17 protein-coding genes are annotated in these 13,040 nt (G+C 43.6%); all 17 read right to left on the bottom strand.

Going from position 1 to position 13,040, the window contains the following annotated elements; all coding sequences use genetic code 11:
* Positions 1-8: 8 nt before the first annotated feature.
* The 17 genes from fliT to degU all read right to left on the bottom strand — a co-directional run bounded on the left by fliT (position 9) and on the right by degU (position 12,976).
* Entirely contained in the window at positions 9-353 is a 345-nt protein-coding gene (fliT, locus tag GNE05_RS18000; protein ID WP_014419003.1) for a flagella biosynthesis regulatory protein FliT, read from the bottom strand.
* Positions 353-754 carry a flagellar export chaperone FliS gene (fliS, locus tag GNE05_RS18005; RefSeq protein ID WP_003151407.1) on the bottom strand — a complete coding sequence of 134 codons (402 nt, stop codon included), beginning with the start codon at positions 752-754 and terminating at the stop codon, positions 353-355. The genes fliT and fliS overlap by 1 nt, the downstream gene beginning before the upstream one ends.
* A gap of 19 nt (positions 755-773) precedes the next feature.
* Positions 774-2,294 carry a flagellar hook-associated protein 2 gene (locus GNE05_RS18010; protein ID WP_160183054.1) on the bottom strand — a complete coding sequence of 507 codons (1,521 nt, stop codon included), beginning with the start codon at positions 2,292-2,294 and terminating at the stop codon, positions 774-776.
* A 250-nt stretch (positions 2,295-2,544) separates the two neighbouring features.
* Positions 2,545-3,540 carry a flagellin N-terminal helical domain-containing protein gene (locus GNE05_RS18015; RefSeq protein WP_022553864.1) on the bottom strand — a complete coding sequence of 332 codons (996 nt, stop codon included), beginning with the start codon at positions 3,538-3,540 and terminating at the stop codon, positions 2,545-2,547.
* Between the two features lie 143 nt (positions 3,541-3,683).
* Positions 3,684-3,908 carry a carbon storage regulator CsrA gene (gene csrA / locus GNE05_RS18020; RefSeq protein ID WP_003151402.1) on the bottom strand — a complete coding sequence of 75 codons (225 nt, stop codon included), beginning with the start codon at positions 3,906-3,908 and terminating at the stop codon, positions 3,684-3,686.
* Entirely contained in the window at positions 3,902-4,333 is a 432-nt protein-coding gene (gene fliW / locus GNE05_RS18025; protein WP_007407475.1) for a flagellar assembly protein FliW, read from the bottom strand. The genes csrA and fliW overlap by 7 nt, the downstream gene beginning before the upstream one ends.
* A gap of 29 nt (positions 4,334-4,362) precedes the next feature.
* Positions 4,363-4,932 carry a DUF6470 family protein gene (locus GNE05_RS18030; protein WP_017418818.1) on the bottom strand — a complete coding sequence of 190 codons (570 nt, stop codon included), beginning with the start codon at positions 4,930-4,932 and terminating at the stop codon, positions 4,363-4,365.
* Between the two features lie 90 nt (positions 4,933-5,022).
* On the bottom strand, positions 5,023-5,940 hold the full coding sequence (gene flgL / locus GNE05_RS18035) for a flagellar hook-associated protein FlgL (protein ID WP_014419007.1): 918 nt from the start codon (positions 5,938-5,940) through the stop codon (positions 5,023-5,025).
* Between the two features lie 11 nt (positions 5,941-5,951).
* Positions 5,952-7,469: a flagellar hook-associated protein FlgK gene (gene flgK / locus GNE05_RS18040; protein WP_014419008.1), complete on the bottom strand. Its 1,518-nt coding sequence runs from the start codon at positions 7,467-7,469 to the stop codon at positions 5,952-5,954.
* 15 nt (positions 7,470-7,484) lie between these two features.
* Entirely contained in the window at positions 7,485-7,967 is a 483-nt protein-coding gene (locus GNE05_RS18045) for a flagellar protein FlgN (protein WP_031379255.1), read from the bottom strand.
* Positions 7,968-7,981: 14 nt separating this feature from the next.
* Positions 7,982-8,248, bottom strand: coding sequence for a flagellar biosynthesis anti-sigma factor FlgM (gene flgM, locus GNE05_RS18050; protein ID WP_003151393.1), 267 nt, complete (start codon positions 8,246-8,248; stop codon positions 7,982-7,984).
* 69 nt (positions 8,249-8,317) lie between these two features.
* Positions 8,318-8,737 carry a TIGR03826 family flagellar region protein gene (locus tag GNE05_RS18055; protein WP_014419009.1) on the bottom strand — a complete coding sequence of 140 codons (420 nt, stop codon included), beginning with the start codon at positions 8,735-8,737 and terminating at the stop codon, positions 8,318-8,320.
* A 73-nt stretch (positions 8,738-8,810) separates the two neighbouring features.
* Positions 8,811-9,500: a phosphoribosyltransferase family protein gene (locus GNE05_RS18060; RefSeq protein ID WP_201741798.1), complete on the bottom strand. Its 690-nt coding sequence runs from the start codon at positions 9,498-9,500 to the stop codon at positions 8,811-8,813.
* Positions 9,501-9,505: 5 nt separating this feature from the next.
* Positions 9,506-9,790 (bottom strand): late competence protein ComFB, encoded by a 285-nt coding sequence (locus GNE05_RS18065; RefSeq protein WP_003151389.1) that lies wholly within the window; start codon positions 9,788-9,790, stop codon positions 9,506-9,508.
* A gap of 57 nt (positions 9,791-9,847) precedes the next feature.
* Positions 9,848-11,233 (bottom strand): ATP-dependent helicase ComFA, encoded by a 1,386-nt coding sequence (locus tag GNE05_RS18070; protein ID WP_160183055.1) that lies wholly within the window; start codon positions 11,231-11,233, stop codon positions 9,848-9,850.
* 107 nt (positions 11,234-11,340) lie between these two features.
* Positions 11,341-12,189: a DegV family protein gene (locus tag GNE05_RS18075; RefSeq protein ID WP_072177036.1), complete on the bottom strand. Its 849-nt coding sequence runs from the start codon at positions 12,187-12,189 to the stop codon at positions 11,341-11,343.
* 97 nt (positions 12,190-12,286) lie between these two features.
* Positions 12,287-12,976 carry a two-component system response regulator DegU gene (degU, locus tag GNE05_RS18080; RefSeq protein WP_003219701.1) on the bottom strand — a complete coding sequence of 230 codons (690 nt, stop codon included), beginning with the start codon at positions 12,974-12,976 and terminating at the stop codon, positions 12,287-12,289.
* Positions 12,977-13,040 lie beyond the last annotated feature (64 nt).

Here is a 13,040-nt window from a genome sequence, read left to right on the forward strand (position 1 = left end):
ACACTCACCTATTTGCGTTTGTCGTAATAACGGCCGTCACTTGTCGTTTGATGATACGGATTGAAATACGTATTATGGTAGATTCGTTTTTTCTTAAGCGTTTTTATTTCATTTCGGATACCATCCTGAATCCGCTTCACTTCGCCGGTAATCAGGCGGTCCATCGCGGCCACCTGCTGAAGCAGCGTTTTTTCTTCTTCGGAAAAAGGCGGCTTTATGCCCGCAAGCATCTCCTCCCTTTTCTCCGTAAATGCCGTAACGCTGCTGATAAGACTGTCGCTTTCCGGGGCGTCCTTCAGCGCGGCGTACATGTTCTTCGTTTCGTTATACAAAGCAAAGACATTGCTGTTCATCAGGCAAGGCCGCCCGCGCCATGGCTGTTTTTCCGTTCACTCTGCATGGCCTGCTTCCACGTGTCGCGAAATTCAGTAACGAGTTTTTCCGCTTCATCTAAAAACTCTCCGTTATTCTGCACGTTCGCGTCGATCAGCCGGCGGCGGATGTAATCATAAATGGATGACATCTGTTCAGAAATCTCAATCTCCCGGTTTAACGTGATGCTGAGCTCTTGAATGATGTTTTGCGCCTTTACGATATTTTCATTTTTGGCTTCAAGGTTGTTTTGCTTCATCGCCTGCCTTGCCAGCTTAATGAATCGCAGGCAGCCGTTATAAAGCATAAGGGTCAGCTCTTCCGGAGCGGCTGTAAAGACGGATGTCTGCTGATAAGCAGCAAAAGGATTATTTATTGCCATTTTTATAAAACCTCCAAGGTTATGATGTTGAAGATCCTAACATTGACGTGAGATATGAAGATTGGCTGTTCAATTTCTCCAATGCCGTATCCAGTGCGCTGAACTTTTTATAATATCTCGTTTCGATATCATCCAGCTTCGTTTTCATATTGGAAATATTTGTTTCTATTTCATTCAGGCTTTTTCCGATGGCAAAGCTGGTTGATACCGAGCTTTCCGTACCCGCCTGTTTTGAAATTTGAGTCTGCATTTTGTTTAATGTGTCTTTTAATCTCCGGGCAATTCCCTGTTCCTCCGGGTTTTTGGTTTTCGCTGTATCAGGGCTGTCTGCATTAAACAGTTTAGCCACGAGAGCAGGATTCTCGGTAATTTTCTGTTTCAGTTTCGCTTCGTCTTTAATAACAAGTTTTCCTTGATCCGTATAACTATCAGACGTCTCAATTCCGAAATCGGCAAGCTGATATTTTTTCCCGTCAATCGTAACCGTTGAGTACAAATCAAGCCGCATCTCCGCCAAACCGTTCTGCAGCGTGCTGTCGCTCCGTAATAAACCGCTTTTGGCTTTTGCCTCCCACTGCTCAATCTGCTTATCGGTCATCGCTTCTCTTTGTTCATCGGTTAGCGGCTTATAATCGCGGTATTTTGATTCTGTCACCTTCGCGTTTGCGCTTTTAATTAACGTATTGTATTTATCAACGAAATCTTTAATGTTGTCAAAAATCCCGTCCGTATCAGTCGTGCTGTTAATCGTAACCGTTTTATTGCTGTCCGTCACGCTGTTCAGCGTGTATTTGATGCCGTTGATCGTAAAGTTATTGGACGTTTTTGTCATTTCAAGCCCGTTGAACGTAAACTTCGCATTTTTCCCTTCCGCATTGGCCGTCAGTTCATTTGTCGCATCATCAACGGCAAAACCGAGCTGATCTTTCAGAAAGCTTTTGGTTGCGTCATCACCTGCTGAAAGGGTAAATCCTTCCCCCGTTTTATTGGAAGTGAACGCAATCGTATCCACATAATCCGTGCCATTAGAGATTTTCTCTTTTAAAGCCGTCACCCCAAGGCCTGAGCTGTTCAGTTTAGAAATGACATCGTCAATCGTATCGGTTGCGGCGATCGTGACGTTTACCTCAGTCGGCTTCGTTTCACCCGGATTTGTGACATTGAATTTCAATGTTTGGCTCTGACCTGAAGTGAAATTGATGGCGCCCGATGATTTATATGTCGTCGACGTGGCCAGCTGCTGTACAGACATACTCGTTGAAATATTTTGCTCAGCACTGACGGCCGCCGCGCTGACACTGGAATCCGAACTTGTTACTGTTTTTTTATTCCAGTTTGTGGACATCAGCATATTATTAAATGTAGTAGAATACATGTCGGCAATCTGGGTATTCATTTCCCGATAAGCATCGCGCTTCCATTCAAGCGTCTGTTTTTGCTGATTTAATTTATTAAGCGGCTGCTTTTCGGCATCCATTAGTTTTTTCACCAGAGAATCTACATCAAGACCGGAATTAAGGCCTGTGATTCTTGTGACCATATGTACCCTCTCCTTTTCGGCGTTTAGTCGTAGACGGCTCTATGACAACAGTGAGTTTCCGACTGTTTATCATATCACAGCTCCATAAATGTATGATCTTATTCTTATATCGGTCATATTAAAAGGTTTTCAATAATTTAACTGCAAAATATAATGTTTCATTTTGTCAATAGGGTTCTTTGGCTTGCTGAAGGGGGAGATAGCTGAAGAAATAAAAAAAAGACCCTGGAGAACCAGGATCTTTCCGTCATTAACCTTTCAGCAATTGAAGAACTTGCTGAGGCTGTTGGTTAGCTTGCGCAAGCATAGCTTGAGAAGCCTGAGTAAGGATGTTGTTTTTCGTGTACTCCATCATCTCAGAAGCCATGTCTACGTCACGGATACGTGATTCAGCAGAAGTCAGGTTCTCAGAAGAAGTACCAAGGTTGTTGATTGTGTGCTCTAAACGGTTTTGAACCGCACCAAGTTTAGCGCGCTCGCTAGATACTGTGTCGATAGCTGTTTTGATTGTTGTAAGAGCTGAAGACGCAGCTTTAGCTGAAGAAGAGATGTCGATACCTTTAGATAACTTTTCGCCTTCTTCTAGTTTTTCACTTCCTACTAGAGCACCTTTATCATCATAATAACCAGCTTCTTTTGTAACTTTACCGTCTGTTACTTCTTCATCTGCCCAAGTAGCAGTGCTATTTCCATCACCTGATTTAAGTGTTCCATCAGCTTGAGCTGTATAAGTCGTACCAACTTTCAGGCTTTCAGAGTCCATTTTATTGATAGACAAAGTCATGGTTTGACCTTCGTTAGCTCCGATTTGGAACGTAAGATCTTTTGCAGTTCCGTCAAGAAGTTTCTTCGTGTTGAACTCAGTGTCAGTAGAGATTCTTGTTACTTCAGATGATAATTGGTCCATCTCTTTTTGAAGCTCAGAACGGTCAGAATCTGTGTTTGTATCGTTTGCCGCTTGTGTAGCAAGCTCGCTCATACGCTGAAGAATGCTGTGAGTTTCGTTCAATGCACCCTCAGATGTTTGGATAAGAGAGATTCCGTCTTGAGCGTTTTTAGACGCCATGTCTAAACCGCGGATTTGAGAACGCATTTTTTCAGAGATCGCAAGACCCGCAGCGTCATCACCAGCGCGGTTGATGCGAAGACCTGAAGATAATTTTTCCATGTTTTTTGCAGCAGAGTTTGAACCTGCATTCAGCTGACGGCTAGTGTTAAGAGCCGCGATATTGTGGTTGATTCTCATTTTGTATTTCCTCCCTGAATTGTTTTTCGCACGTCCTTGTGCATTTGCGCAGCGTCATTCTGAAGAAAATTTTTCCTCTCATTGGCTACACTATATATATCGGATGGCCGTTTCTATTGTTTATATTGAAAATAAAAAAATCCTCACTTTTTTTGTGAGGATAGGTTAAGTAATAAATCAGTATTAAAAGATACGGCTCTGTTGTTCTCTTCCAGGATCGACAAGTAGATTTCTTTCCGGTGAATATCTACATGCTGAGGCGCTTCAATTCCCAGCTTCACTTGCTCTCCTTCGATGGCGATCACCTTTATTTCAATATCCGGCCCGATCTGAATGGACTCATTCACTTTTCTTGAGAGAACTAGCATGATCCTCCTCCTATCAGATGTTTTGTTTCATAGGAAGCATCATGTAAAATGATTTGTTTCGCCTTCATTTCCTTTTTATTGACGATAATCGGCGCTTTTAAATTGGCGGTCGTGTTTTCAAAAGGCTCTTCCAGCGTTAAAATCGCCATCACTTCGACGTCCTCTATATCTTCAATGTGCAAAAGCTCAAGCGTCGCATGGTCAATGTCAAATTCGTATCCTTTAAAGAAAATAAACGGACTGGCGACAATAAAGGCGATATGCTCCTGTTTCACAGACTGCAGCGCCAAAAACGGTGAATCTTCCGACAAAGGAAGAACAACAAATTGAGTCTCGTCATTAAATCCCGGCAGGCCGTTTTCAAATGAGATAATCTGCCCTTCGTCTATTCTGATTTCTCCGTGATATTTTGTTTTAATTATCATGCTTCACAATCCTTTACCACTTTCATCTTTTATTCTGCGTTGCCATCGTCAACCGAAATCGTCACCTTAGGGTCTTGCATCATATCAATCTGAACTTTCCCCGGCGTATAATTCCATACAGGTTTATTGACGGCTGCTTCAATTGAAGGTTTGCGGGCTTCAATATCAATCGTAAGCTTTGAAGGAATGCAGTCAATGTCGACGAGAAACTGCGCAGGCAGAAAGTCGCTGAATTCGCCGAATGGATCGGGCGGACTGACATCTGCTGCCTGCCGGGCCATCACATTGCCCGTTTTCTTTTCGATAGCCGCCATTTCCTTCCCTTCCCTGACTGTTTTGGCAATAAACTCGCTGCAGGCTTCCGCACCTTTTTGGGCGGCTTCAGCGTTTAGCTTTTCAAATGATTTGAGATTCAAGTTCTCCCACGCCCTCGTCTGGTCAATCGTCAGTTTGGCCGGCGTGCTTTCAATGTTCAGCTCTGCCGGCGGCTGCTCGATTTCCAAGTCAGCGGGCGGCTGTTCCATCTCGATTTCTTCCTTTTGAAAGGTTATACCGATTTTAGCAGGCACACTGTCAATAATCAATCTCGGTATCTGCACAGAGATCCCCCCTGTTTATAGTATTTTAGTAAAAAAAGCGATCTCCCTGGTGTGAGTCGCTTTTTTATATATTGAAGACGGTCAGTTATATTATTTCAGAAAGTCAATCAGTGACGGCTGAATGATATTCGCATTCACTGACAGCGCTGCTCTATGAACCGTCTGTTGAGATAAATAATCAACAATTACATCTTCCATTTCTACATCTTCATTATCGGACAATACTTTTTCAGCGGTTGCCGCTTGTGATTCCAATCTTGTCTGAATGAGTTCCAATCGGTTTGTGCGTGCGCCGATATTGGATTTTTCAGCATTCATTTTATCAGTAAAACCGTCAATATCTGACAGAATTTGATCTGAATCTGCTTCGGACAGCGTGCCTTTGCTTAAAGAAGCTTCTAAGGAGTTGAGAAATTCAAATACATTATCTCCATTTTGTGCGACGCCTCCGAAAGCTGAGTTTGGATCAGAATTCACTTTAAGCACTGCTCCGTTTGAGATGTTGATGTTAACATCCGAAGCACCGGTATAATTCTCATAGTTGTACGTATATGTGCCGTCGGCATTTTCAGTGATCGGCGGGACGTCAGAATTTGTTCCGTTAAACAGATAACGTCCGTTTACCTGAGTATTCGCGACAGAAACGAGCTGCTTTTTCAGCTGGCCGATTTCTGTACCGATTGCTTTCAATTCTGTTTCACCGTTCGAATCACTTTTCGCCTGAACCATCAAGTCCCGGATTTTCCCCATAATATCCGTTTCCGAGTTTACGCTTGATTCCGAGTTTTCCAGCCATGTAAAGCCTTGCGAAACATTCCGCTGATACTGGTTTACCTGCGCAAGCTGAGTACGGTACTGCATTCCCTTCATTGCAACGACCGGATCATCAGAAGCTTTCGTGATTTTTTTCCCCGTAGACACTTGCTGCTGAAGCCGATCGAGCTTGTCAAAACTTGAGCCGATAAATCGAAGAGAATTTTTTGCGATCATCCCTTGAGTTACTCTCATTTACTTATCTCCTATCTTCCTCCGGTGCCCATACCGTTAATAATTTTATCGAATATTTCATCCTGCATCGTTATAATCCGCGCAGCCGCATTATAAGCGTGCTGAAACTGAATCATATTTGTCATTTCTTCATCTAAAGACACTGCACTGACTGATTGTCTCCGTTCATCGGCTGAAAGGGTGTTGCTTTCAGAGTTGTTCATAAGATTGGCAGCTTTTTGTGAATTAACGCCCAGCTTTCCGATAAGGGATTCATAAAAGTCATTAATTGTAGTGGTTTCACCGTTAATAGTCAGCTTGCTGTTCTGTACGGCTGCAAGATTTGTCGCGTTGGTGCCGTCACTTTTTTCTCCGTTTAACGACGCTGCGATATTATCAGTAGACGCAAGGATTTTGTCACTGACTTTTATTTTCGCTGCCGCACCTTTTGCCGGCACCGCTTCATCACCGCTGAAATCAAAAAATGCTGCACCCTGTTCGCCTGTATAGGTCTTCCCTTTTTCATGAACTGCATTAAACGCGTCAGCAAAGGATAGCGCCATATTGTCAAGAGCCGTCAGCATTTCAGGATAAAGACCTTTTTCTTCTCCATTTGACATATAGCCGTATGATTCAATAAGACCTAAAAGTGAGCCTTTACCGGTAAATGCATCCGCATTGACCGTACTGCTGCCGACTGACACACTCGACACGAGGCCGCTGTCCTTGTCGTAGTTGATTTTCATTTCTGAAACTGTTTTTGTGTTACCGTCGAGCAGCGTACCGAGAGAATTGTTGTTCCCGTTCAGCAATTCGACGTTAACCGTGCCCTCAGCAGTCGCCAAGGCATGTCCGCCCGACTTATTATATGAAACTTTTATATTTGCCATAGAAGATAATTGATCAATTAATCTGTCTCTTTGGTCATACAAATCATTAGGGAGCATACCGCTCGGCTCAACTGCCGCTATTTGATTGTTAAGGTCATTCAGCTGATTGAGAATGGAATTGACCTGATCCGCTGTGTTATCCAGATTCTTTTTAATATCACCCTGAATGTTAGTCAAAGAGGTAGATATATAGTTAAAACTTTCGGCAAGAGATTTCCCCTGCTCCTGCAAAACTGAGCGCGCTCCCGTATTTTCCGGATTCGTCGCCAGATCCTGAAGGGCATTCCAAAACGAACTGAGCGATCCGTTTAATCCGTTATCGTCAAGCTCTTTCATGACGCCTTCCATTTGCGACAATGAATTGGAACGGGCTGTATAGTACCCTAATTTTGTATTTTCAGTTCTGTACTGATAGTCTAAAAAACTGTCTCTGACGCGCTCAACTGAACCGGCTTTTACTCCTGTTCCGATTTGGCCGGCCGTCAGATCACTATTTTTTGATACTGCGGGATAAGGGCTCGTCGATTGTAATGTGACGCGCTGCCTCGTATATCCTTCTGTATTTGCATTTGCAACGTTATTTGAAACTGTGCTTAATGCAGTCTGCTGCGCACTCAATGCACGCCTTGCTGTTTCGAGCCCCATAAAAGTCGATGGCATTGAAAATCCTCCGTTCTAAGCTTTTGAATCGAATAATGTCAAACGGCTGACAGGCTTGCGCGCCGCTTGCGGCTCTTTATAATTCATATTCTCTTTTTCACCCGGCATGATCATATCGAATGCCCCGGAGATGAATTGTAAAGCCTGAATCGTGAGCTGTTTGTTCATCTCATTCACTTCTTTCAGACGGTCAAGAAGCGCAGACAAAGAGTGAAATAACCGTTCAAGCTCCTGTTTTTCACTGCCTGAAGTTCTGGAGATGCATGCAGCAATTGTATTGTCCTCACCGCGGCTGAGAAACTGAGAAGTCAACCTGATTCGTTCTTCCTCAGTCTGCCCGATTGCCTGAATATACTTTTGCTCTTTGGTCAATATGTTGGAGAGCTCTTTTGTTTTACCTGCTTTCAGCGCTTCCGTTTTCTCCTCAGACAGCGTGAGCAGATGTTCATGCAGTGCGCAAAGTCGCTTCAGTTGATCAATAATTGGCTTTGCTGACATTGGCTTTCTCCTTTTTATTGCTTTTTATAGAAATTCACTATGTTTTCAGCGATGCTGTTTGAATCTATTTTATATGTTCCGCTCTCTATATCCGCTTTAAGCTGAGCGATTTTTTCCTGACGTGTTTTAGTGACCGCATCTGACGCATTTTGAAGCTCTTTTGCATGAGAAGAAATTTCCACTTTGTCCTTCGGCTTTGCAGCCTCTTTTTGTACGGCTTGCTTTTCGTAATTTTTTTGGTATGGATTAACGGATTGTGTTCCGTACTGATTGATTTTCATAGGATTCCTCTCGCTTTCTGTTCGCAGTCTAATTCTTTTATCGACTGCGTTATCAGTTAGTTTAGGGAATCAGGTGTTTTTGGTATTATAGGCATAGTATGTGTCTTTTGTACTGTTTTTTTCATCGAATTCAGCGGCTGTTTTTTGGTTCATATGGTCTAATTGCGACTCAATATCTGTCTGACAGGACTTGCAAAATTTCCCCGTCCTGATTGGATTTCCGCATCTTTCGCAAGGATATGCCAAATTTGGAAGCTGGCTGATCTGAATCCTTTTTTGTTTGATAAACTTGAGGATCAGCTCTTCATCCACACCTGTTTCCTCAGTGATCTGCTGCATTGTCGACTGTCTGTTGATCTGCTTTCTCAAAAATTTATAGACGGTTTCAAATGCTTTTTCTTCTTCTTTAATACATGCCTGACACACGGTCTGCAGGTTCGTTTTAAAAAATAAAGCATTGCATTTTGGACAATTCGCCAATTCACCCATCGTATTAACTCCTATTCCTTCTTTAATCTGCCTTATATTTCTATCAATTATATCGGCAGAAAAAAAGAATGATTTAGCTCCTGATTAAAGTAAAAGAGGAGACCGATGACGCTTTACCCGCTGTCAGCAGGACTTCGGCGGCTTGATGCAGTGTGGCGCCCGTCGTATAAATATCGTCTATTAAGATGACGTTCATACCTTCGGCGGAGTTTTCGGCTGCTGAAAACTTTTTTTCTGCGGACAGCCTTTCTGTTTTGCTCTTTTTGGATTGTTTTTCATTGTTCAGTCGGATGAGGGGGGAAATGACGGGCATTCCGAGCAGAGAGGCCAGCAGCTCGGATTGATTGAATCCGCGTTCCGCCAGCCGTTCGCCGCTCAGCGGAATAGGGATGAGAGTATGTGTATTTGATGGATATGCCGCTTTAAAGCCGGCAGCAAAGTCACGTTCAAATGCTTGAATGATTTTCGCATCACCCCTGAATTTAAACCGGGCCAATGAGTCCTTCATCGCATCATTATACAAATATACCGAACGGTTTTGCCGCAGCAAAAAGCGCTTTTCCGTTTTTGATTCCCGGGCCGCACAATCAGCGCATTTTTCATTTGACTCCTGAGGCCTCCCGCATATACTGCATACGGGACCTTCAATTTTTTCGAATTGGCTGCTGCATATGCTGCATATCTCTTGCTCGGGCGCCAGAGAAAACAGAGATCTCCAAGTCAATGAACTTGAAATTGGTGAGTCACACAATAAACAATTCAGAGATATTACGCTCCTTCCCGAGTTTCACAGAACTCGCTTGGATTAACCGAAACAATCGCCGCTGATTCAGCCAGAATGACAAGCAGCGCCGTATTTTTCTGTTTATCAACTATCTCTGCTTTTGCATAAGCAACTTTCTTTTTATCTGTAACATATGCCGGTTCAGCCCGGTTTAGTGAAAGTGCCAGTACATCATTTTTGCATACCCGGCATGTGCATTTCATATGAAGCTTAGGCATATGGCGGTCGAGAAGTTCCTTTAATATGATTTCTTTAGAATTGACAAGCATGCTGACAGCTCCTCATAGGAAAGTATGAGTATACTGTATCACGTTTTCTGAAATTAACTAGTCCAACAATTTACTTTTTTGTGCCAATTTGTTCATATGCTCTATATGTTTTTTTGCTTTTTTCATTCCGTTTGTAATTCCGAAATGAAACATGACGACATCACCGCTGAAATGTTTATAATGCCTTCCCGTTCTGCCCGCGATCTGTACGAGCGCGCTCTCAGTAAAGATAGGTGCTTCTGCGCCGAGGACACATGTCTGAACTTTGGGCACGGTAACCCCTCTTTCTAAAATCGTAGTCGTTACCAGCAGGTCAAGCCGGCCGTCTCTGAATCGTTTCACTTTATCCTTTCTGAATGTGTCTTCCGCATGAACGCCTTCTGCCCTTACATTTAATTTCTGAAAATAATCCGTTGTCTTTTTCAATACATGTACAGACGGGACGAACAAGAAAACCGGCAGCTGTAATTGAAGTTTTTGGCGGACCCAATCCGTTACAGAGCGCGGCAGTTTTCCTTTCTGAAGCTTCTTCTTCCAATTGCCGCACCACAAAAAACGCGGCTCCGGGAGGGGTTTCCGATGATATCTGGCCGGTATGCGGACGCTTTTCAGCAAACCGGCTTCAGCCTTCTTTTTTAATGTGTCTGAAGGAGTCGCCGTTACATAAACAAGGGCGCTGTTTTTCTTCCTCGCTTTATCAACAGCGAATCTTAATGTCTCATCGGCTGAAAAAGGAAACGCATCTACTTCATCTATTATCATGACATCAAAAATGTCTCGGTAGCGCATCAGCTGGTGAGCGGTTGAAATCATCAGCGGAGTCAGGTGGCCTTTGTCTTCGCTGCCGCCGTACAAAGCAGAGACTTCGACTTTCTCAAATGCTTTTTTCAGTCTCGGCAGCAGTTCAAGTACGACATCTGTACGCGGAGTCGCGACACAAACGCGCAAACCGTGATTCAGCGCAAACTCGATACCCGGAAACAGCATCTCTGTTTTCCCTGATCCGCAAACCGCCCATACTAACAGCTCTTGTCTCTCTTTTATCGCATCTGTAAGCGCGGCGGCCGCCCGCTTCTGTCCGTCTGTCAGTGTTCCTTCCCAAGAAAGCTTTACAGGCTCCCAGCTGTTTTCAGGGGTTTGATTCCAAGAATATAATGATGTCAGTTCATCAGCCCTTCCCATCATGACACAGGCACGGCAATAGGTAATCTGCCTTTTGGCAGAGGGCGCCCAAAATGCCGCAAAGCTGGCTTGATCAGACTGACCGCATCGTTGGCAGACGTAACGGTTTTTCCGGCGGATGATTGACGGCTCGGCCGTTATATATTCTTTTTCTGTAAAACGCTTGATGCGATGATCTGAAAACGGTATCTCAGATCTCAATAAATGCCGGCCGTAAAAGAAATCCCGCACCTCTGAAAATTCTGAAGCACCTTCGGACATCTCCCTGCCTCCTTTCTGCTCAAAGTATGCCTGCCGGGAATTTTTTTGTCGAATCACGAAAACTTAATAATAAAAAAATCTCCGCCCTTGAAAACGGAGATTTTCACTTAGTTTTTAAAGCACCAGCCGATTCCGATGGCGCCTTCGCCCAAATGGGTTCCGATCACGGCACCGAAATAGCTGTTATAGAATTCGACATGAGGATATTTACCGCTTAACTCCTGTATAATATCCGCCGCTTCTTCTTCCCTGTTTGCATGGATGACAGCGGCCCGCATCGGGATTCCTTTACTTGCATCCTCCCCAAACAGCTCAAAAATTCTCGAAATCGCTTTTTTGCGTGTCCGAATCTTCTCAAAAGGAACAATTACCTTATTGTCAAAATAAAGAATAGGCTTTACCTTTAACAGACCGCCGATAAAAGCCTGAGCACTGCTTAGACGCCCGCCCCGCTGGAGGTGTGATAAATCGTCCACCATAAAATACGCACGGACTGTTTTTTTCATTTCTTCCAGCTCTTTTATAATCTCTTCCGGTGAGTCAACACCGTCTTTAATGAGCTGTGCTGCCTTTAATGCATAAAAACCTTGTGCCAAACAGCTGATCTCTGAATCAAAGGGATAAACTTTAATATGATCAACCATAGTGTTTGCCGAGGCGGCGCTGTTATAAGTTCCGCTGATTCCGCTGGACAAATGTATGCTTATGACTGCGTCATATGTTTTGCCCAGTTCTTCGTACAATGCGATTAATTCACCGAAAGAAGGCTGGGACGTAGTCGGCAGCTCATCATGATTTTTTACTTCTTTATAAAAACTTCTCCAGTCGAGTTCTGTTTCTTCGCGGAATGTTTTTTCACCGAAAACCACTTGGAGAGGAATCATATGAATATGATGTTCTTCTCTCATCTCTTTCGGAATATATGCTGTACTGTCTGTTACAACTGCAATCTTCATCACTTTACCTGCCTTATTAAGTACTTAATAAGTATTTTAATAGATATGCAGCTGTAAAAAAAGACTTGCCATAACAGGCAAGTCTTCTCACACATGACTAACGCATCTCTACCCAGCCGTTTTTAATGGCCACGACAACGGCTTGTGTCCGGTCATTAACGTTCATTTTCTGCAAAATATTACTCACGTGATTTTTCACTGTTTTCTCACTGATAAACAACGATTCACCGATTCCGCGGTTGCTTTTTCCGTCTGCAAGCATTTGCAGCACTTCACATTCCCGTCTCGTTAATATATGTAATGGTCTCCGGATTTCCGGGTAAACCTCATGCTGAGGATGAGCAGAAACTCCGCTTGTCGCAAGACGGCGGAATTCGTTGACAAGATTGTGGGTTACTTTCGGGTGAAGGTAAGAACCTCCCTCGGCTACCACTTTCACTGCTTCGATTAAAGTATCTGCGTCCATCTCTTTCAGGAGATAGCCTCTTGCACCTGTTTTTAAAGCATGAGTCACATAGTTTTCATCATCATGGATGGAGAGGATAATCACCTTAGATTCAGGGTACAGCTCAACAAGCTGTTTAGTAGCCTCTACTCCATTTACATTCGGCATATTGATGTCCATTATGACAACATCGGGATGATAATGCTCGACGATTCGAGCCGCCTCATCTCCATCGTCACCTTCTGCTACCACTTCAAAGGTAGGTTCAAAATCCAATATTCTTTTTACACCCTCACGGAATAGTTGATGGTCGTCGATAATAACAATATTTACTTTAGTCACACGCTACGCCTCCTTATCCTATTGTTCTATATACGCCGCTGTTCGGTCAATATGTCTTTTGGCT

Source organism: Bacillus sp. AM1(2019) (assembly GCF_009906915.1).
Taxonomy (GTDB): domain Bacteria; phylum Bacillota; class Bacilli; order Bacillales; family Bacillaceae; genus Bacillus; species Bacillus velezensis.

Bases quoted from the DNA above. Each gene is read 5' to 3' on its own strand.
- fliT (WP_014419003.1), bottom strand. From the start codon at position 353: ATGAACAGCAATGTCTTTGCTTTGTATAACGAAACGAAGAACATGTAC.
- fliS (WP_003151407.1), bottom strand. From the start codon at position 754: ATGGCAATAAATAATCCTTTTGCTGCTTATCAGCAGACATCCGTCTTT.
- GNE05_RS18010 (WP_160183054.1), bottom strand. From the start codon at position 2,294: ATGGTCACAAGAATCACAGGCCTTAATTCCGGTCTTGATGTAGATTCT.
- GNE05_RS18015 (WP_022553864.1), bottom strand. From the start codon at position 3,540: ATGAGAATCAACCACAATATCGCGGCTCTTAACACTAGCCGTCAGCTG.
- csrA (WP_003151402.1), bottom strand. From the start codon at position 3,908: ATGCTAGTTCTCTCAAGAAAAGTGAATGAGTCCATTCAGATCGGGCCG.
- fliW (WP_007407475.1), bottom strand. From the start codon at position 4,333: ATGATAATTAAAACAAAATATCACGGAGAAATCAGAATAGACGAAGGG.
- flgL (WP_014419007.1), bottom strand. From the start codon at position 5,940: ATGAGAGTAACTCAAGGGATGATCGCAAAAAATTCTCTTCGATTTATC.
- flgK (WP_014419008.1), bottom strand. From the start codon at position 7,469: ATGCCATCGACTTTTATGGGGCTCGAAACAGCAAGGCGTGCATTGAGT.
- GNE05_RS18045 (WP_031379255.1), bottom strand. From the start codon at position 7,967: ATGTCAGCAAAGCCAATTATTGATCAACTGAAGCGACTTTGCGCACTG.
- flgM (WP_003151393.1), bottom strand. From the start codon at position 8,248: ATGAAAATCAATCAGTACGGAACACAATCCGTTAATCCATACCAAAAA.
- GNE05_RS18055 (WP_014419009.1), bottom strand. From the start codon at position 8,737: ATGGGTGAATTGGCGAATTGTCCAAAATGCAATGCTTTATTTTTTAAA.
- GNE05_RS18065 (WP_003151389.1), bottom strand. From the start codon at position 9,790: ATGCTTGTCAATTCTAAAGAAATCATATTAAAGGAACTTCTCGACCGC.
- GNE05_RS18070 (WP_160183055.1), bottom strand. From the start codon at position 11,233: ATGTCCGAAGGTGCTTCAGAATTTTCAGAGGTGCGGGATTTCTTTTAC.
- GNE05_RS18075 (WP_072177036.1), bottom strand. From the start codon at position 12,189: ATGAAGATTGCAGTTGTAACAGACAGTACAGCATATATTCCGAAAGAG.